This is a genomic window from Halorientalis brevis (assembly GCF_023077655.1).
The window spans coordinates 515,945-532,002 of record NZ_JALLGV010000003.1; the positions used below are offsets into that span (position 1 = coordinate 515,945).

At 65.0% G+C, this 16,058-nt stretch carries 20 protein-coding genes; 11 read left to right on the plus strand and 9 right to left on the minus strand.

Annotated elements, in window-relative coordinates; all coding sequences use genetic code 11:
* The first annotated feature begins 64 nt into the window (after positions 1–64).
* The gene (locus MU553_RS08080; protein ID WP_247377519.1) at positions 65–727 is read left to right on the plus strand and encodes a glycerophosphodiester phosphodiesterase; all 663 of its coding nucleotides are present in this window, start codon (positions 65–67) and stop codon (positions 725–727) included.
* Between the two features lie 84 nt (positions 728–811).
* Positions 812–1,801 carry a CDP-glycerol glycerophosphotransferase family protein gene (locus MU553_RS08085; RefSeq protein ID WP_247377521.1) on the plus strand — a complete coding sequence of 330 codons (990 nt, stop codon included), beginning with the start codon at positions 812–814 and terminating at the stop codon, positions 1,799–1,801.
* 157 nt (positions 1,802–1,958) lie between these two features.
* On the opposite strand, the gene MU553_RS08090 is transcribed toward MU553_RS08085, so the two are convergent.
* Positions 1,959–2,576: a class I SAM-dependent methyltransferase gene (locus tag MU553_RS08090; RefSeq protein ID WP_247377523.1), complete on the minus strand. Its 618-nt coding sequence runs from the start codon at positions 2,574–2,576 to the stop codon at positions 1,959–1,961.
* Between the two features lie 258 nt (positions 2,577–2,834).
* Here MU553_RS08090 and MU553_RS08095 point away from each other — a divergent pair, with 258 nt between their 5' ends.
* Positions 2,835–3,029, plus strand: a complete 195-nt coding sequence (locus tag MU553_RS08095; protein WP_247377525.1) for a cold-shock protein — start codon at positions 2,835–2,837, stop codon at positions 3,027–3,029.
* A gap of 129 nt (positions 3,030–3,158) precedes the next feature.
* Here MU553_RS08095 and MU553_RS08100 read toward each other — a convergent pair whose 3' ends face one another.
* Positions 3,159–3,791: a metallophosphoesterase family protein gene (locus MU553_RS08100; protein WP_282594254.1), complete on the minus strand. Its 633-nt coding sequence runs from the start codon at positions 3,789–3,791 to the stop codon at positions 3,159–3,161.
* 131 nt (positions 3,792–3,922) lie between these two features.
* Between MU553_RS08100 and MU553_RS08105 the strand changes: the two genes are divergently transcribed.
* Both MU553_RS08105 and MU553_RS08110 read left to right on the plus strand, forming a co-directional pair.
* Positions 3,923–4,360 (plus strand): MaoC/PaaZ C-terminal domain-containing protein, encoded by a 438-nt coding sequence (locus MU553_RS08105; protein WP_247377528.1) that lies wholly within the window; start codon positions 3,923–3,925, stop codon positions 4,358–4,360.
* Positions 4,361–4,542: 182 nt separating this feature from the next.
* Entirely contained in the window at positions 4,543–6,354 is a 1,812-nt protein-coding gene (locus tag MU553_RS08110) for an L-aspartate oxidase (RefSeq protein WP_247377531.1), read from the plus strand.
* Positions 6,355–6,410: 56 nt separating this feature from the next.
* Here the strand turns inward: MU553_RS08110 and MU553_RS08115 are convergent, their stop codons facing one another.
* The 3 genes from MU553_RS08115 to MU553_RS08125 all read right to left on the minus strand — a co-directional run bounded on the left by MU553_RS08115 (position 6,411) and on the right by MU553_RS08125 (position 7,633).
* Positions 6,411–6,869 (minus strand): ester cyclase, encoded by a 459-nt coding sequence (locus MU553_RS08115; protein WP_247377533.1) that lies wholly within the window; start codon positions 6,867–6,869, stop codon positions 6,411–6,413.
* A 32-nt stretch (positions 6,870–6,901) separates the two neighbouring features.
* Entirely contained in the window at positions 6,902–7,165 is a 264-nt protein-coding gene (locus tag MU553_RS08120; RefSeq protein WP_247377535.1) for a DUF7127 family protein, read from the minus strand.
* A gap of 183 nt (positions 7,166–7,348) precedes the next feature.
* Entirely contained in the window at positions 7,349–7,633 is a 285-nt protein-coding gene (locus MU553_RS08125; protein WP_282594228.1) for a translation initiation factor eIF-1A, read from the minus strand.
* A 165-nt stretch (positions 7,634–7,798) separates the two neighbouring features.
* Between MU553_RS08125 and MU553_RS08130 the strand changes: the two genes are divergently transcribed.
* Positions 7,799–8,431 carry a VOC family protein gene (locus tag MU553_RS08130; protein WP_247377537.1) on the plus strand — a complete coding sequence of 211 codons (633 nt, stop codon included), beginning with the start codon at positions 7,799–7,801 and terminating at the stop codon, positions 8,429–8,431.
* A gap of 17 nt (positions 8,432–8,448) precedes the next feature.
* On the opposite strand, the gene msrB is transcribed toward MU553_RS08130, so the two are convergent.
* Both msrB and MU553_RS08140 read right to left on the minus strand, forming a co-directional pair.
* A complete protein-coding gene (msrB, locus tag MU553_RS08135; protein ID WP_247377538.1) occupies positions 8,449–8,859 on the minus strand; it encodes a peptide-methionine (R)-S-oxide reductase MsrB in 411 nt (136 codons plus the stop codon).
* Positions 8,860–8,946: 87 nt separating this feature from the next.
* A complete protein-coding gene (locus MU553_RS08140; RefSeq protein ID WP_247377540.1) occupies positions 8,947–9,501 on the minus strand; it encodes an HTH domain-containing protein in 555 nt (184 codons plus the stop codon).
* A gap of 331 nt (positions 9,502–9,832) precedes the next feature.
* Between MU553_RS08140 and MU553_RS08145 the strand changes: the two genes are divergently transcribed.
* Entirely contained in the window at positions 9,833–10,273 is a 441-nt protein-coding gene (locus MU553_RS08145; RefSeq protein ID WP_247377542.1) for a universal stress protein, read from the plus strand.
* A 19-nt stretch (positions 10,274–10,292) separates the two neighbouring features.
* On the opposite strand, the gene MU553_RS08150 is transcribed toward MU553_RS08145, so the two are convergent.
* Complete coding sequence (locus tag MU553_RS08150; protein ID WP_247377544.1) at positions 10,293–11,003, minus strand: fumarylacetoacetate hydrolase family protein; 711 nt, start codon at positions 11,001–11,003, stop codon at positions 10,293–10,295.
* 245 nt (positions 11,004–11,248) lie between these two features.
* Between MU553_RS08150 and MU553_RS08155 the strand changes: the two genes are divergently transcribed.
* The 3 genes from MU553_RS08155 to MU553_RS08165 all read left to right on the plus strand — a co-directional run bounded on the left by MU553_RS08155 (position 11,249) and on the right by MU553_RS08165 (position 12,705).
* Positions 11,249–11,761, plus strand: a complete 513-nt coding sequence (locus MU553_RS08155; RefSeq protein ID WP_247377573.1) for a gamma carbonic anhydrase family protein — start codon at positions 11,249–11,251, stop codon at positions 11,759–11,761.
* Positions 11,762–11,870: 109 nt separating this feature from the next.
* The gene (locus MU553_RS08160; RefSeq protein WP_247377546.1) at positions 11,871–12,194 is read left to right on the plus strand and encodes a hypothetical protein; all 324 of its coding nucleotides are present in this window, start codon (positions 11,871–11,873) and stop codon (positions 12,192–12,194) included.
* Between the two features lie 115 nt (positions 12,195–12,309).
* A complete protein-coding gene (locus MU553_RS08165; protein ID WP_247377548.1) occupies positions 12,310–12,705 on the plus strand; it encodes a hypothetical protein in 396 nt (131 codons plus the stop codon).
* 89 nt (positions 12,706–12,794) lie between these two features.
* On the opposite strand, the gene MU553_RS08170 is transcribed toward MU553_RS08165, so the two are convergent.
* Complete coding sequence (locus MU553_RS08170) at positions 12,795–14,495, minus strand: histidine kinase N-terminal 7TM domain-containing protein (protein ID WP_247377550.1); 1,701 nt, start codon at positions 14,493–14,495, stop codon at positions 12,795–12,797.
* Positions 14,496–14,710: 215 nt separating this feature from the next.
* On the opposite strand from MU553_RS08170, the gene MU553_RS08175 reads away from it, so the two are divergent.
* Positions 14,711–15,952 carry an ornithine cyclodeaminase, nickel-pincer nucleotide-dependent gene (locus tag MU553_RS08175; protein WP_247377552.1) on the plus strand — a complete coding sequence of 414 codons (1,242 nt, stop codon included), beginning with the start codon at positions 14,711–14,713 and terminating at the stop codon, positions 15,950–15,952.
* Positions 15,953–16,058: the final 106 nt, after the last annotated feature.

Consider the following 16,058-nt stretch of genomic DNA (forward strand, 5'->3'; position numbering starts at 1 on the left):
GTTGGGGGGATGACAGACGAGAGAGCCGATAGCGTTAATGCGGTCCTACGCTTGGAGGCCGGTAATGGAGCTCATCGGCCACCGGGGCTGTGCCGCCCAGTGTCCGGAAAACACCGTCAGGGCGGTCAAACGCGCTGCTCAGTACCTCGATGCCATCGAGGTCGACGTGCGTCGGTGTGGATCCGGGGAACTGGTCGTCTTTCACGACGAGACTGTCGACCGATTGACTGATGGGTCCGGTCCGATCGCCGACCTCAGCTGGACCGAACTCCGGGACCTCGACGTGCTCGACTCGGGCGAGTCGATTCCCAAACTCGACCACGTGCTCGACGCCTTCCCCCAGGGCGTTCGGGCGCAACTCGAACTCAAAGACACTGGCATCGCCGCGGACGTTCGAGACGTCGTCGCCGACTACGACGTGGACGTGACCGTGTCGTCGTTCCGCCCGGCTTCCCTCCGGGAAGTCAACGCCGTCGACTGGACCGTTCCCACGGGCTATCTGTTCGAGTCCGACCCGTCGACGAGCCTCAAGATCGCGATCGAACACGGCTGTGACGTCGTCCACCCTCACTACGACCTCTGTCTGGAGACCGACGTCGTCACCGCAGCCCAGAGTTCGGGCCTCGACGTCGTCGCCTGGAAAGCCGCCCGCACTGCCGACGAGATCGCAGCGCTCCGGAACGTCGGGGTCGACGGCGTGACGACCGACCGCTGGGACATCGCCTGAGCGGCCGCTGCCGCGTTCTTGTCGCCGTTCTGACTCTCCCAACAGTTAACCACGGTTCTGGCGTATCCTGGATGGGCCGTCACTATGCCCGAGATTCTCTACACCGTAGAGTTTCCCTTCCAGGCCAAGACGTTCGAGGCGATCGATCCCCACGTCGACGTGGCGTCGGCGTACCTGCCGCTTCGGCCGGCGGCCAAAGGGTGCACTGACGAGATCGACGAGGTCGACCTCGCGTACATGGACGTCGGCTACGTGAACCGTCAGGTCCGCGAGATCGACCCGTCAGTGGTCGTCTACAACCACAACTACCGCCACAGGGACGTCGACTTCCAGACCGAGTACCCGCTGGTCCACGTGCGACACGGCGCGTCGATCGGCCGCGGAACGGTTCAGGTCGACGTCGAAGAGGTGTTCCCGCTGATGGACGCGGCACTCGCGCCCGGCGAGTGGTGGGCGACGCAGTACCGCGAGACCGAGTCGCCCCTCGCCGTCGAGACGGTCGGCATCCCGGAAGCCGACGCGCTCGTCGACTCGGAGCCGCCGCGCCAGCGACGCGTGCTATACGCCCCCACGAACACCCGCTACGGACAGGGCTCCCTGTGCAACACGGCCGAACACGTCCTCGATACCTTCGCTGGCTCCGACTATCACCTCCGCTTTCGCCCGCATCCACACGACACGCTCGAACAGCCTGCGCGCTCGCTGGTTCGAAAGTGTCGCGACCGCATCTGTGACCTGCCTACCGTCACGTTCGACGACGCGTGGTCGCCGGTCGAGAGCCTGCTGTGGGCCGACGTACTGATTTCGGACTACTCGGGCACCGTCACCGAGTGGCTGCACACCGGACGTCCGCTGCTCCAGCTGACCGACGTCGTCTCCGAGACCAACGAGGTCCCCGAGATCGGGACGACGACCGACGAGCTGGCAATCGAAACAGTCGACCGCCTCTACGAGGACGGCCACTCGCAGGCAGAACGGGACCGTCGCGACGCCTGGCTCGACAGGCTCGGGATTCCGATGGACGGCCGTGCGGGTCGCCGCGCGGCCAGCGTGCTCACGGCTATCGTGGAGTAAGCGCCGTCCGATCCGCGGGACGGAGGGCAACCGACTTGCCTCCCCGCCTCGTAGCCACCGATGGCCGATGACGATGGACTGCGGTTCAGAGCCGGCCTCGACACCCGGCAGTGACGAACCCTATGAGTGCCGAGGCCCAATTTCTGGCCGATCCTGGCTATGCCGAGCGGAACGTCCTGACGGTGTCTCGTTCCCCCACCTCGGCGTCGACCTCGACGAAGTCGAACTCGGTGAACACGCGGCTCCAGTCGCGATAGTACAGGGGAAAGTCGTCGTTGACGTAGTTGACGTCGGGGTCGTCCGAGTGCGATTGATCCTCCCCGCCCTCGTTCTCGACGGTGACGAGGAGGTCGTCGGTGATCCGGGCGATCTCCTCGAAGACCCACTCGACGTCCGGATGGAGGTGTTGGAGCGTCTCCACCGAGTAGACCGCGTCGAACTGCCCGTCCTCGAAGTCGCCGACGACGTCTTCGATCGCGGCGTGGTAGAACGTCCCCTGGTCGGCAAGCGCCGGATACGTCTCTTCCATGACGTCGAACGCGTCTCCGTTGACCTCGATGCCCGCCAGGTTCTCGAAGCCGTGGTCGAGCAGGTGCGCCAGGTGGCGACCCGAACTACAGCCCAGTTCGAGGACGGACGCGTCGCGGGCGACGAACCGGTCGAGAATACTGCGGATCGACTCGCTCGTCTCGTCAGGGCCGTAGTACGCGTAATATTCCGGCGAGTACTCCCCACTCCGCTCTGCCCACTCCTGCCGAACCTCGTTAGAATCCACGTCTGAGGACTGCCCTCGACACGTAAAGCCCCGTCGGCTCATCGCATCTCGTCGCACGTGCCGGCACGACGAGAACTGTGGATACGACGGAACCTGTCGCTCGTTGTGACGAATCCAGTACTATCTCCCCGAGAACCGACTGTGCGTGGTCGAATGTCCGCTACAAAACTTTTGGACTGGATGTTCGTCTATCTGAAATCCTATTTTACGGACGAATGCAGAACCTTTATCCCTGTAGTCTGCATTTGTCTATTTGCAATGGCAAACGGTAAGGTTGATTTCTTCAACGACACAGGCGGTTACGGCTTTATTGACACAGAGGACGCGGACGAGGACGTTTTCTTCCACATGGAAGACGTTGGCGGCGAGGACCTGACGGAAGGGACCGAGATCGATTTCGACATCGAGGACGCCCCGAAGGGCCCGCGCGCGACCAACGTCGTTCGTAACTAGAGTTTCGTACTGTCGCCACAGAGCGACACAGCGTGACTTCGTTCTTTTACACCCAGATCCACCGACAGCACCGACGCTGGACGTGACCGTGCATCCAGAGGCTGAGTGGCGACGCCCGGCGAACCGGTCTCAGTCGGGCGTCTCGTGGCTCGCAAGCGTCAGATCGGTCGGATCGAGCGTGTAGTATCGCTCCCAGGCGGGCGCGAGACTGACGACGCGACAGCCCTCGATCTCGGCTTCTTTGTGGCGGTGGTGGTGGCCGACGAGACAGAGGTCGGGGTCGAGTGCCGCCAGGAGGTCGTTGACGTGCCCGCAACCCGGATCGTAGCCGAAGTACAGCAGCCCGGTCGGTGCCTCGTGGGTCATGAGCACGTCCACGTCCTCGATGGCGGCGAGCTGGTCGACCTCCTCGCGGGTGAAGTGGCGCCGCCGTCCGCCGGAGAGTTCGCTGCACGGGCGGTCGAACTTCGTCGGGGCGTAGTTGCCGGACAGCCCGGCGATTCGCAGCCCACTGAGTTCGGCGGCCGTGCTCGCGAGCAGGTGGGCGTTGGTCACCTCGGGCAGCATTGCGCCGTCTCGGAGCGCGTCGATGACGTCCAGGTCCTCGTTGTTCCCGGCGATGAACCACGTCTCGACGGGGAGGTCGTACCACTCCAGGTCGCCCACCTGGAGCGCAACGTCGGCCGCCGCGTCGTCGTACGCGTTCACCAGGGCTGCGCGATTGTCCGGGTCGGCCGCGTGCGCGTCGCCGAGCACCAGCATCGTCGACGATACGGTCGCACCCACGGTAATTCCTCCGGCGATCCGCGCCTGGCTTTCTGTCGATGTGTGACTGACCGGACCGGCCCGCCGGAACGTAACCTCTATTCCCCTGACACCCTCGCCTTCACGCGATGAGTTATCGGACGTTCGCTGACGTGACTGTCGACGAGACGATCGACTGCGGGACGACCTCGGCAACGCGAGAGGAGATCCTCGCGTTCGGCGAGGAACACGATCCGCTCGCCATCCACACCGATCCCGACGCCGCGGCCGAATCACACTTCGACGGCCTGATCGCCAGCGGCATCCACACGTTCGCGCTGACCCAACCGCTCGTCGTCGAGCACTTCTACGGCGACTCGGACCTGGTCGCCGCCGGAAACTTCGAGGACGTGCGCCTGCCCGCGCCCGTTCGGCCGGGTGACACGCTTTCGGTCTCGCTGACCGTCGAGGACAAACGCGTCTCGGAGAACAACGACAGCCGCGGCGTCGTCACCACGCGACGGACCGCGACCGTCGAGGACGACCTGGTCTTTTCGCTGCGGAATCACACCGTCTGGCAGCGGTAGGTGATCGCCGACGCCGGGACCACCACGCTGTGCCTGCAACGATTTCCACGAAACCACCACTGCTGGCCGTCAGAACTGGGTATACTGCAACTTATCCCGCGCCACGCGCGATGCTCATATACTTCCGTTGCCTAGATTAGGACAGAATAGCCGCCCGGGCGGCATTCGGTGATACTCCTCACATGGCACCTCAGCAACCACCCGGTGAGAGCGACGGCAGCTCTGCCACAGCGAACACAGCAGTACAGCGATCCCGTTACGAGACGGTGTCCGTGCCGGTTCTGGTCATCGGTGCGGGTGCAGCCGGTGCCCGCACGGCGATCGAACTCGTCGACCGCGGCGTCGAGACGCTCGTCGTCGGGAAACGAGCCCACGGCGACGCACACACCATCTGGGCAGCCGGCGGCATCAACGGCGCGCTGGGGAGTCTCGACCCCGAGGACGACTGGACCGTCCACGCCGCGGACACGCTCAAAGAGGGCCACTTCCTGAACGACCCCGTCGCGGTCGAGACCGTGGCGAAGGCCATGCCCGCCCAACTTCGCGAACTCGACGCGTGGGGGACTGACTTCGACCGCACCGCCGATGGACGGATCAACCAGCGGTACTTCGGCGCCCAGTCGTTCCGCCGGACGGCGTTCGTCGGCGACCGGACCGGCGAGGCCATCCTCGACACGCTCGTCGCGACGGCACAGTCGCTCGACGTGCCCTACCGCGAGAACGTGCTCGTCACCGACCTGCTGTCCGACGGCGAGCGCGTGTACGGTGCCGTCGCGGTGGACCTGACGAACGGCGAGTTCGTCCTGTTCGTCGCCGACTACGTAGTCGTCGCTGCCGGCGGCTTCTCGGCGCTGTACGGCCGCCACTCTTCGCGCGACGACGAGAACACGGCCGACGGCCCGGCACTGGCATACGAAGCCGGTGCTGACCTCATGGATCTGGAGTTCGTCCAGTTCCATCCGACCGGAATGGTGGGCGACCGCTACGGCGAGGACTGGGCCGGCCGGCTCGTGACCGAAGCCGTCCGCGGCGAGGGCGGTCGCCTGTTCAACGCGGCGGGCGAGCGGTTCATGGCGCGGTACTCGCCAGACCAGATGGAACTCGACGCCCGCGACGTGGTCGCTCGCGCCATCGCCCGTGAGATCCGGGAGGGCCGCGGCACCGAGAACGGCGGGGTGTACCTGGACGTCAGTCACCGCGACGCCGAGTACGTCAGAGAGCGGCTCCCGGCGATGGTCGAGCGGTTCGCGTCGCTCGGCGTCGACGTCACCGCGGAACCGATGGAAGTCGCCCCGACCGCCCACTACACGATGGGTGGCGTGGACGTCGACTGGACGACCGGTGCGACTCGAATCGACCGGCTGTACGTCGTCGGCGAGTCCGCGGCCGGCGTCCACGGCGCCAACCGCCTCGGCGGGAACTCCCTCGCTGAGACCGTCGCCATGGGAACTGTCGTCGGCGAGCACCTCGCCGGTCAGCGCCCCGAGACGCCTTCCCTACCCGACGGAATGGCGGCGTACGCCGAACGAGCGATGACCGCGCTCGACGACCTGGCCACGTCCGACGGGTCCGTCCGGCCCGGCTCCCTCATCGCCGACCTCCGGACCTGCATGGACGAGTACGCCGGTATCATCCGGGACGAGGACGGTCTCCAGACCGGTCTCGCTGAACTGGGGGCGCTCCGCGAGCGGACCGGCGACCTCCGCGTCGAGGGTGACCGGACGGACGGGGACTTCGAGCGCGCCGTGGTCCTCTCGTTCATGCTGACGCTAGCTGAGGGCGTTCTCCGCGGTGCACTCGTTCGCGAGGAGTCCCGCGGGGCGCACTTCCGGCGTGATTTCGACGCGCCCGATCCCGACTGGCACCGCAACGTCCTGTTCCGGCGCGGCGTCATCGGGATGGACCACTACACCCGCGGCGTGCCCGAACCATCGAGCGAGGTCCGGGCCGCTCTCGACGAGGGACACGAACTGGACTACCACCATCTGGAGTAAGTGCGGGTGTCGACGCGACGCCGACATACCGTTCGGCGGGGAACTCGCGAGGGCCGTCAGCTGTCGGCCGCTCGCCGGACCAGTTCTTCGATACCGGGGACTACGTCGAGCTGCTGGAGCAGTCCCAGCGTATCGAAGAGCGACCACTTCTCGGCGATTACCCCGTCCGCGACGCGGAACTGTTCCATACCGGTCGCGACCACCGACCGGCCGGTCGGCGCCATCCCCATGAACTCGCCGTCGTTCGTCCCCCGAGCGGTGTAGCGTACCATCGCCGTGTCTTCGTCCGTGGTGACCGTTTCCACGGTGGTGTCGTAATCCGGGAACGCAGTCCGATACGTCTCGACGAGTTCCCGGTAGCTGTCTCGCCCTTCGACGTCGTCCTGTGCCGACGGCTCGTGGATCACAATGTCCGGAGCCACGATCTCGTCGAGCACGTCGACGTCCCCTTCGCCCCAGACGTCGACGACGTCGCGTCTGACCACGGCTCTGAGTTCAGCGTCTCGTACTGTCATGTGGTCTCTCCGATTCCGAGCGGTGTCGACCGCTAGCGGTTTTCGTCGGTCTGTGCACTCGTGATGAGCAACATTCCGTCGTTGACAGTGATGTCCGACGCATCTGGCGGAATCTCGAACTCGTACTGATCGTCGCCCGCGACGACGATCGCCACGTCACCGACGACGTCGAGCGACGGATGGACTGCGGGGCCGAAATCCACCACGACGACGTTCTCGTCCTCGTACTCGCGGCGAGCGATCGTGATCTCGTCGTGGCTGTCCGCGGCCGAACGGAGTTCGCCAGGTGCCTCCATGGGTCGTGTTCGCCTGTGTCTCACCTAAGTGCTGTGTCGCCCGGACTCCCTGACAGGACAGGGGCGTCGAATAGCGACGGACCGTTCCCCTGCTGAAACGGCTCGACGACCCACAGTGCGGTCGCTCGTCGTCACTCGGCGTCGAGAAAATGGAAGAAACTGCATCAGACAGCGACTGCTGCGTTACTGGATGTGGCCTTCGTCGCGGAGCTGGTCGGCGTCGCGGCCGTCGTAGCGCCACTCGATGTTCGCTTTGTCGTCGTCCCAGTCCCACGGTTCGGCGATGACGACGTCTTCCTCGTTGATCCACGTCCGGAACTTCATTCGACCTGGGATCCGTCCCATCCGGCTTTTGCCGTCTTCGCACTGGAGTCGGACGTGGTTGCCACCGTTGTGTTGGGTGACGACTGCGAATACCTCGTCATCGTTGGGCATGCGGAGATTCCGCCGCCCGGATTCTTCACTCATACTCTATCTACGAGCGAAGCACGGATAAGTTGTCTGGAACTCTTGATAACGTGTACCACGATCCAGGTCCCGCGACGGCCCCGAGAGCGTCATCGCCCGATAGCTGTAACGTCGGCAGGCACAATTCGGGACAGGTGTTTGTAGCGCGCGTCCGTACGCCGGGGTATGTCCGACGAGCAGGAATCCGACTCGCCCGCAGTGACGGCCCAAATCCCCGAGAGCCCGATGCACGTGAGCGGGACTGACCACATCACGCTCATCGGGAGCAACGAGGAAGACACGCTCGCGTTCTACCGCGATTTGCTCGGTATGCCGCTGGTCTTGCGCCAGCCCAACCTCGACGACCCGGAGACGACGCACCTGTTTTTCGACACGGGCGACGGCCGCATTCTCACCTTCTTCGTGCGCGACGACCGCGACTCGAACCCCGCGCCCCATCGCCACCGCGTCGGGTCGGTGCACCACCTCTCTTTTCGCGTCGATCCCGACCGGTTCGCCGAGGTCAAGGACGCGCTCGCGGACGCCGGCAAAGGGTTCAACGAGTTCGACCGCGGCATCTTCCACTCGCTGTACACCCGCGACCACAACGGCCTCGTGATCGAACTGGCGACCGACAAATTCGACGTGCCCGACGACCGCCGCGGCGAGGTGCTGGCGACCGCCCAGCGGCTCCGCGAGGACGACGGCGCGGAGTACGCCGAAGAGCGCCACCTCGAAGCGGCACTGGACGAACTCGGTATCGAGAGCGAGAGGTACGACCTGGGTGACGCACCGAGCGGTGCCGGCGGAATCGAGTGAGCGCGCGGAAAACAGTCTTACTCGTCCTCGGACTCGAAATCGAGCGCGGCGGAGTTGATGCAGTAGCGTTTGCCCGTCGGGTCCGGGCCGTCCTCGAAGACGTGGCCGAGGTGGCCCTCGCAGGTCGCACAGACGACTTCCGTCCGTCGCATGCCGTGACTGGTGTCGAGTCGCGTCTCGACGTTGTCCTTGGCCGCCTCGTAGAAACTCGGCCACCCCGAGCCGGACTCGAACTTGGTGTCGGAATCGAACAGCGCCGTTCCACAGCCGGCACAGACGTACGTTCCGTCGGCTTTCTGGTCGACGTACTCGCCGCTGAACTTCGGTTCCGTCCCCGCTTCGCGGAGGATGCGGTACTCCTCGTCGGTGAGAACCTCGCGCCACTCCTCGTCGGTCTCCGGAAGATCCTGATTGGCGTCCTGGGACATACTTCGCAGTTGGCGACGAGCACAGTTACGCGTTCCGCCACCGGTGAACACGGACTCGTCGACGGCTCCCGTAGACCCCTGGCAGATTCAGACGCCGGTCACGTGGGGGCCGTCTCTGCCGGCCAGCGTCAACTGCCGCGGCGGTTCCGAGTAGGCGCTGCTCAACCGCTCGAACTCGTCGGTGCCCGCCGCTTGCTGGTCTTCCCGCTCGATGTGAGCGAGACGCTCACGTACCGTGTGGGTCGCGTCCTGCTCGGTCGCGGGGGCGACGAACGCGAGGTCCTGGCCGTGATACTCGGCGAGCGTCATGACGGGGAACCGCACTGCCTGATAGGACTCGTTGACGATGCTGGACTCGACGCTCCGGTGTTCGAAGTGCTCGTCGACGGAGAGCCCGTTGGCCGCCGCCCACTCCGAGAAGACCGCCACGCGGTTGAGCACGAACACGCCCGCGTCGGTTCGCGCCTGGGCCGGTGAGGCCGGCGCCTGCCGCCCCCAGATGACGACCTGGAACTCGTCTATGGCACCGTCGTCCTTGAGCGCGTTCAGCCGCTCGATGACTTCGTCCTGTTGGCTTCGCGCCTGTTCGGCCAGCAGCGACCTGACGTACAGTTCCAGCCGCACCGGCTCGTCGCTCGTCATCGCCCCACCTCGCGACCCGACGCCGGCAGCCCCACGAACGTCTGGTGAATCTCCGCTCTCATTGAAATCGTGCCTGTACCGTGTGCCCCCGTCACCGTATTTGTATCGCTATACACAACTGAGTAAACAAGTACGATCGCTTATGCGGTGGGTCCGCGTTCCCTGGTCCCGGTTTCCCACGTGACCTGTTCTCGAATACAGGATACGCGTTCTGACACGTCTCTCGACCGGGGGTTGGCGTCGCACGTCGGGTGCCGGCGTCCTCTCACTCGCCTGGAACCGGGCTCCTGTTTCAAGTACGCGCCGCCCCAATTCCCGAGACGTTACAGAGATGTACGACAGGATACTCGTTCCAACTGACGGGAGTAGCGGGACGGCGAAGACCCTCGACCACGCGGCACACATCGCCGCGGACAACGACGCGACGTTGCACGTGCTGTCCGTGGTCGACCGTCGGGTGTACCTGGCGGCCGACGACGACACCAAAGACGACGTCGCCGCCTCGCTCGAACAGCAGGGCCAGCGTGCGCTGGACGACGCGGTCGAACGGCTAGCGGACTCCGACCTCGACGTCGTCTCCGACCTCCGTGAGGGGATTCCGCACAAGGAGATCATCGACTACGCGGCCGACGCGGAGATCGATCTGATCACGATGGGGACCCACGGCCGGACGGGGCGCGATCGGTTGGCGTCCCTGGGCAGCGTGACCGAACGAGTCGTCGAGGGCGCCGAACTGCCGGTGCTCGTCGTCGACATCGAAGACGAACAGTAACGCGAAAACGGGCGGGCGATTACTCGATGGTGTTTCGGAGCGTTCCGATCCCTTCGTAGCGAATCTCGATCTCGTCGCCGGGTTCGACCAGGCCGGGGTTGGCCGGGCTCCCGAAGGAGATGACGTCGCCGGGGCGGAACGTGTAGCGCTCCGAGAGGAAGGCGACGACCTCTCGGGGTTTGTTGAACATGTTCTCGGTGTTGTCGTGCTGGCGACGCTCGCCGTTAATCGTCGTCTCCATCTCCTTGCCGACCGGCTCGTAGTCGGTCTCGATCCAGGGACCAAGCGGGCCGGAGTGGTCGAAGGCCTTGCGTGCCGTCCGGCGTTCCTGGTCCAGCGCGTCCATGTCGTTGAGGATGGTGTAGCCCCGGATCACGTCGTCGACCTCGTCCTCGTCGATCTCGTGGCACGCCTCGTCGATGACGACGGCGAGTTCGCCGGCGTAGGTCAGTTCCTCGGTCCACTCGGGGTATGGAATCGGCTGTTCCGGCGGGTGGAGGCTGTGCGGCGGTTTGATGAACCAGTCCGGCACGTCCGGGACGTCGTAGTCCATCTGGTCGACCTTCTCGCCGAAGTTCCGGCCGACGCAGAACAGCACGTCGGGGTCACACGGCGCGAGCAGCGTCGCGTCCTCGCCGATTTCGTACGATGCGTCGTCGGTTTCGATCACGCCGTCGACGTACTCGCCCTCGACGACGCCGTCAGGTGTGTCAGCCCGTGCGAGTTTCATCGCCCGGTGATTCCCACCCCGGGGGCTTACCTTTCTCGGTCTGTCGAGAGGAGCCGGGACGACGCTGCACGCGCGCCCGCGCCTCCAATGTCAGCCCCCGCTGCTGACAGTCGCTGACGCCCCGAACTGACCACCAGTTCCCTCCCAGACGGTCGCAGTTCGAGCCTGTATCACGCCGCTCTGGGAACCACCTACGTGCCAGCGAGCCAATGATTTAAGTAGACTACTCCCTGCGGCGTCGTATGGTGGACAGTCGCGAGTACGCGTTCGAGGGGACCACTCCAGAGATTCACGGCTACGCACACGTGAGTCAGGAGGCAACGGTCGTCGGGGACGTCACGGTGGACGCGAACGCCAGCGTCTGGCCCGGTGTGGTGCTCCGCGGCGACGTCGGCCCGGTCCACGTCGGCAAGCAGTCACACGTCGGCGACAACGCGGTGGTACACGCCTCGTCTGTCGGCGACCACGTGATGGTCGGCCACGGGGTGATCCTCAACGACACGTCCGTCGAGGAGGGCTGTCTCGTCGGGTTCAACTCCACGTTGTCGGACTCGACCATCGGCGAACGCTCGATCGTCGCCATGGGAACCGTCGTCCCCGAGGGGTACGAGGTTCCACCGGAGTCGTTCGTTCGCGGCATGCCAGCGTCGGTCACGCCGCTCGCGGAGACGAACATCGATCCCGAATCGGTGTTCGAGGCCTACAGCTCCGGGGACTACACGAACCTCGCACAGCGCCACGACGACCTCTTCGCGTGATCGGCGCGGGGCGTCGCGCGACACCGGCGCGTCGGCCGGCTGCACTGTGGCGCAGTGTCTGCGTCAGACGCGCCGTCACACATATACACGACGGCGTACAGGTACGAGTATGGAACAGCCGGCAGGAGGAACCTGTTTGCCGGATGGGGGTGCCGACCAGGTGCAACTCGCCGAGTGGGAGACGGTCGTCGACCACCTCGACGAGTTCTGCCAGGGCGGGAAGTTCACGGTGACCGACGACCGCGTCATCTGTGAGTTTCCGAACGCGAAGGTCGTCGTCACGCGCGACGGGACCGTCGAAACGGGGATGCCGCTCCACGCCTTCGAACGCGACGGCGTCGAGACGCTCCTGTTCGACCACGACCGCGGCGAACTGACCGTCGCAATCGACGGTGACGGGGGCCGACTCCGTTACACGTTTCACCGACCGTAGCCGGCTTTTATCCCGACTGTCACGGCGGACTGTCCCCGTCGAACGTACGGAGACGCACCCGTCGCAGCCACGTTCTTAAATGGGATGACATCATATCTCTTGCTAGGCGGATATCGTGTCAGATGCAGACGACGGGACCGAGGATCAGTTCGCCATCCCGTGCCGGCCAGAGCGGCGCTACCCACACAGCGGCGGCGTCGAGTACGAGGGTGAGACGGTGTTTTCGCTCACCCCGACGCCGGCCCAGTCGGACGATCGGCTCCAGTCGATCGTCGAAGGGGTGCTCGCCGGGGAGCGATACACGTACGGCGACTGGTTCGACCTCCCGATGCCGCTGTATCTCGTCAACGACGAGGCGACGGGCGACGTGTTCCGGGTGAGCATCCGGGACGGGACAGTCCGGCTCCACGTCCTCCCGGCCACTGACTCGCCGGGCTTGCGCGGCCTGTTCGAGCACCTGCGTGCCGCGACCGACGACGTGGCCTGGCGCGTGGACTGTCACGTCGGGTGAGTAGCCGTGATCGCCGGCGCGTCGCCCCTCTGGTCGTCGGGACTCGGCGGCACCGTCCCGACCGTCCCGGTGCGCTCGACGCGGAGCGCTCACCGGTTGTCGACCGGCTGTGACTGCGCTTGCCTGCTGGCTGCCCGGGGGAGTTCGATCACGAAGACGCTGCCCGTGGGCTCGTTGTCGCGGACGGTGATCGTGCCACCGTAGTGGTCGATCAGCGTATCGACGAGGTACAGGCCGACGCCGGTCCCGGAACTGTCCAGTCCTTTCGCTCCACGGCCGAAGATGTCGTCTTTTTTCTCGTCCGGAATTCCCGGCCCGTCGTCTGCCACCTCGACGCGAACCGAAGCGGGCGTCTCCGTGACCGAGACGGTCACGCGACACGCGTCCGAGTCGTTGTGGTTGACGGCGTTGTTGAACAGGTTGGTGAACACCGACGACAGCATCTCGTTCGCCGTCACGAGACTGTTCTGGGGAATCGCGCCCTCCACGACGAATTCGGCTGCGTCGTGACGCATCCGGGCGCGATCCAGTTGCGTTTCGAGGACCGCGCTGAGGGCAGTCGGTTCGACCTCCATCGTCTGCTCGCTCGCGATCGATTCCATGAGCGTACCCACGTTGTCTGTCAGCTCGACGACGTGCTGGCTGCTCTTGCGGATCTTCTGGAGGTGTTCTTGGCCGCCTTCCTCGACGTACTCTTCCAAGAGCGCGCCGCGGCCGTCGATGACGGACATGTCGTTTCTGATGTCGTGGCGCACGATCCGATTGAGGATCGCGAGTTCGTCTTCGCGGCGTTTGCGTTCGGTGACGTCGCGGAAGACGAACAGCCGCCCGCCGTGGGCGGCTCCGTCGGCGGAGAGCGGTGAGATCTGGAAGTCGAAGTGTCGCGGCTCGCCGTCGAGCGACAGCGTGAGTTCGGTTTGCCCCTCACGCATGTCTTCGTGGGCCCGAATCGTCTCGGCGTCGAACACCTCGTCGATGGCGTTGCGGACGACGTCGCCGTCGCCGACCAGCCGTTTGCCCGCCTGGTTGACGTCGACGATGCGGTTCGTCCGGTCGACGACGAACACCGCGTCGCGCATGTTCTCGATGACCGTCTTCCGGGCGACGGGGACGATGTCGAGCAACTCGAAGCGAGCGACGCCGAACAGGAAGCCCGCGACTTTGACGGTGCTGGTCAGCGGGGCCGGATCGATGGGGATGACGTGGAACCACCAGAGCAGTTCCCCGGCGAGGACGAGCAGGATGGACCCGAGCAGGATCGTGGCCTGCCTGGTGAACGCAACCTGTGTCCGGGCAAGATCCAAGAGGAGATAGATCCCGACGCCGAGACAGCCCACGACGAACGCTGCGAACAGCCAGTAGAGCGGTCCGAACTGCGGGACCAGCAGGTTCGCCGCCTCGTCGTACGCGTACCCGTAGAACAGCCCGTGACTGTCGTTGGTCCAGATGAGTGCCTGGGTGACGATCGGAACCGCTGCGAGTGCTGCCCCCGTCCGGTAGGTGAGCCAGTGGTCGCGGTTGGTGTACTCGACGGCCGTCAGCATGTAGCCGACAGCCATGAACGTGATCGGGACGAACCGCCAGTTCCACCAGAAGAGCTTGGCCCCGACGGTCGTCGAGAGCAACTGCAACGCGTTACACACCGAGAGCAGGACGATCCCGCTGACGTCGAACAGAAAGCCCCTGGCTGCGCGGCGGTTCCGGTACCGCCAGAGCCTGGCGATCAGCGCCAGGTTGACGAGCACCGCGACGACGTACGGCAGGACGTAGTTCGTGTATTCGAATCCCATTGTCTCCCAGCGGCCGACTCCGTCTCGTCTGCGACCAACACACGCCCAGCAATAGTTGACGTGTGTATATGTTGGATCCGGTACAGGAACGTGTACGACGACGATAATGAATGTTGTGCCAAAGTATGTAGGCTGTAACCGGCGTTCCCTAGTTCCGCCGTCGTGGTCGACGCTCGACCCAAACCCACTTATCGCCGTCCGTCCATTTCTCGAGCATGACAGTCTCGCGCGAAGTCGAACTCGAGGGACACATCATCGACTCCGGGATGATGCAGACCTCGTTCGGCATCATCATGGACATGGGAGGTGCCTTCGAGGTCGAAGAGTTCCAGATCGGTCGCCACAAGGACGCTGAATCGTACGCCAAACTCCTGGTGACTGCCGACGACCAGGAGACGCTCCAGTCGATCGTCCACGAACTGCACCAGAACGGCGCCAATCCCGCCGACCCGAAGGACGCGACGCTCGAACCCGCCCCGGAAGATCAGGTCGTCCCCAAGGGCTTTTACTCGACGACCAACCACCCGACGCAGATCCGCTACGAGGGCCAGTGGCTCTCCGTCGAGGACGTCGAGATGGACTGTGCCGTCGTCGTGGAACCCGAAGGCGGCCCCGACGGCGAACCGCGCGCCTACACGAAGGTGCTCAACGCCATCGACGCCGACGACCTCGTGGTGACCGGCGAAGCAGGTATCCGCGTCAAGCCCCCCGAGCGTCCCCGCGACCAGGAAGGCGCCTTCGGATTCATGCAGGGCGGCGTCTCTTCGGAGCGCCCCTCCGAGACGACTATCGGTAACATCGCCGAGGCCATCGAGGAGACCAAAGCCGAGGACGGCACGGTGCTCGCTGTCTGTGGGCCCGCCCTCATCCACTCGGGTGCTCGGGAGGACCTCGCTCGCCTCGTCCGGGAAGGGTTCGTCGACATGATCTCCGCTGGCAACGGCTTCGCCGTTCACGACATCGAGCGCGACCTCTACGGCACCTCCCTCGGCATGGACACCGAGTCGCTCGACCACCCTCGCAAGGGACACAAACATCACATCTACACCATCAGCGAAGTCATCCGCGCCGGCGGCATCGAGGAGGCCGTCGAAACGGGCGTGATCGAATCCGGCGTCATGTACGAGTGCGTCGAGAACGACCGGCCGTTCGTGCTCGCGGGTTCCATCCGCGACGACGGCCCGCTCCCGGACACGATCACCGACTCCGTCGAGGCTCAGAACGCCATTCGCGAACAGGCCCACGAGGCCGACCTCGTTCTCATGCTCTCGACGTTGCTCCACTCGGTGGCGGTCGGGAACTGCCTCCCCTCGACCACCAGAACTGTGTGCGTCGACATCAACCCGGCGACGGTCACCCAGCTCCTCGACCGCGGCAGCGCACAGGCCGTCGGGATGGTCACCGACATCGGGACCTTCGTGCCGATGCTGGCGGAGAAGATTCTGGACGAAGAGTAGTCACCGCTCGCGAACGGAGTGAGCGAGCGCTTTTTCGCCCACGTTTTTGCGCGAGCGGTCGCCGGAGGCGACCCGACGCGGAAAAAGGTGGATTGTGGACGTTCGT

Coding starts and splice junctions, on each gene's coding strand:
- MU553_RS08145 (WP_247377542.1), top strand. CDS start 9,833: ATGTACGACAGGATACTCGTTCCAACTGACGGGAGTAGCGGGACGGCG.
- MU553_RS08125 (WP_282594228.1), bottom strand. CDS start 7,633: ATGAGTGAAGAATCCGGGCGGCGGAATCTCCGCATGCCCAACGATGAC.
- MU553_RS08105 (WP_247377528.1), top strand. CDS start 3,923: ATGAGTTATCGGACGTTCGCTGACGTGACTGTCGACGAGACGATCGAC.
- msrB (WP_247377538.1), bottom strand. CDS start 8,859: ATGTCCCAGGACGCCAATCAGGATCTTCCGGAGACCGACGAGGAGTGG.
- MU553_RS08160 (WP_247377546.1), top strand. CDS start 11,871: ATGGAACAGCCGGCAGGAGGAACCTGTTTGCCGGATGGGGGTGCCGAC.
- MU553_RS08115 (WP_247377533.1), bottom strand. CDS start 6,869: ATGACAGTACGAGACGCTGAACTCAGAGCCGTGGTCAGACGCGACGTC.
- MU553_RS08100 (WP_282594254.1), bottom strand. CDS start 3,791: ATGCTGGTGCTCGGCGACGCGCACGCGGCCGACCCGGACAATCGCGCA.
- MU553_RS08120 (WP_247377535.1), bottom strand. CDS start 7,165: ATGGAGGCACCTGGCGAACTCCGTTCGGCCGCGGACAGCCACGACGAG.
- MU553_RS08080 (WP_247377519.1), top strand. CDS start 65: ATGGAGCTCATCGGCCACCGGGGCTGTGCCGCCCAGTGTCCGGAAAAC.
- MU553_RS08170 (WP_247377550.1), bottom strand. CDS start 14,495: ATGGGATTCGAATACACGAACTACGTCCTGCCGTACGTCGTCGCGGTG.
- MU553_RS08130 (WP_247377537.1), top strand. CDS start 7,799: ATGTCCGACGAGCAGGAATCCGACTCGCCCGCAGTGACGGCCCAAATC.
- MU553_RS08110 (WP_247377531.1), top strand. CDS start 4,543: ATGGCACCTCAGCAACCACCCGGTGAGAGCGACGGCAGCTCTGCCACA.
- MU553_RS08095 (WP_247377525.1), top strand. CDS start 2,835: ATGGCAAACGGTAAGGTTGATTTCTTCAACGACACAGGCGGTTACGGC.
- MU553_RS08085 (WP_247377521.1), top strand. CDS start 812: ATGCCCGAGATTCTCTACACCGTAGAGTTTCCCTTCCAGGCCAAGACG.
- MU553_RS08175 (WP_247377552.1), top strand. CDS start 14,711: ATGACAGTCTCGCGCGAAGTCGAACTCGAGGGACACATCATCGACTCC.
- MU553_RS08150 (WP_247377544.1), bottom strand. CDS start 11,003: ATGAAACTCGCACGGGCTGACACACCTGACGGCGTCGTCGAGGGCGAG.
- MU553_RS08140 (WP_247377540.1), bottom strand. CDS start 9,501: ATGACGAGCGACGAGCCGGTGCGGCTGGAACTGTACGTCAGGTCGCTG.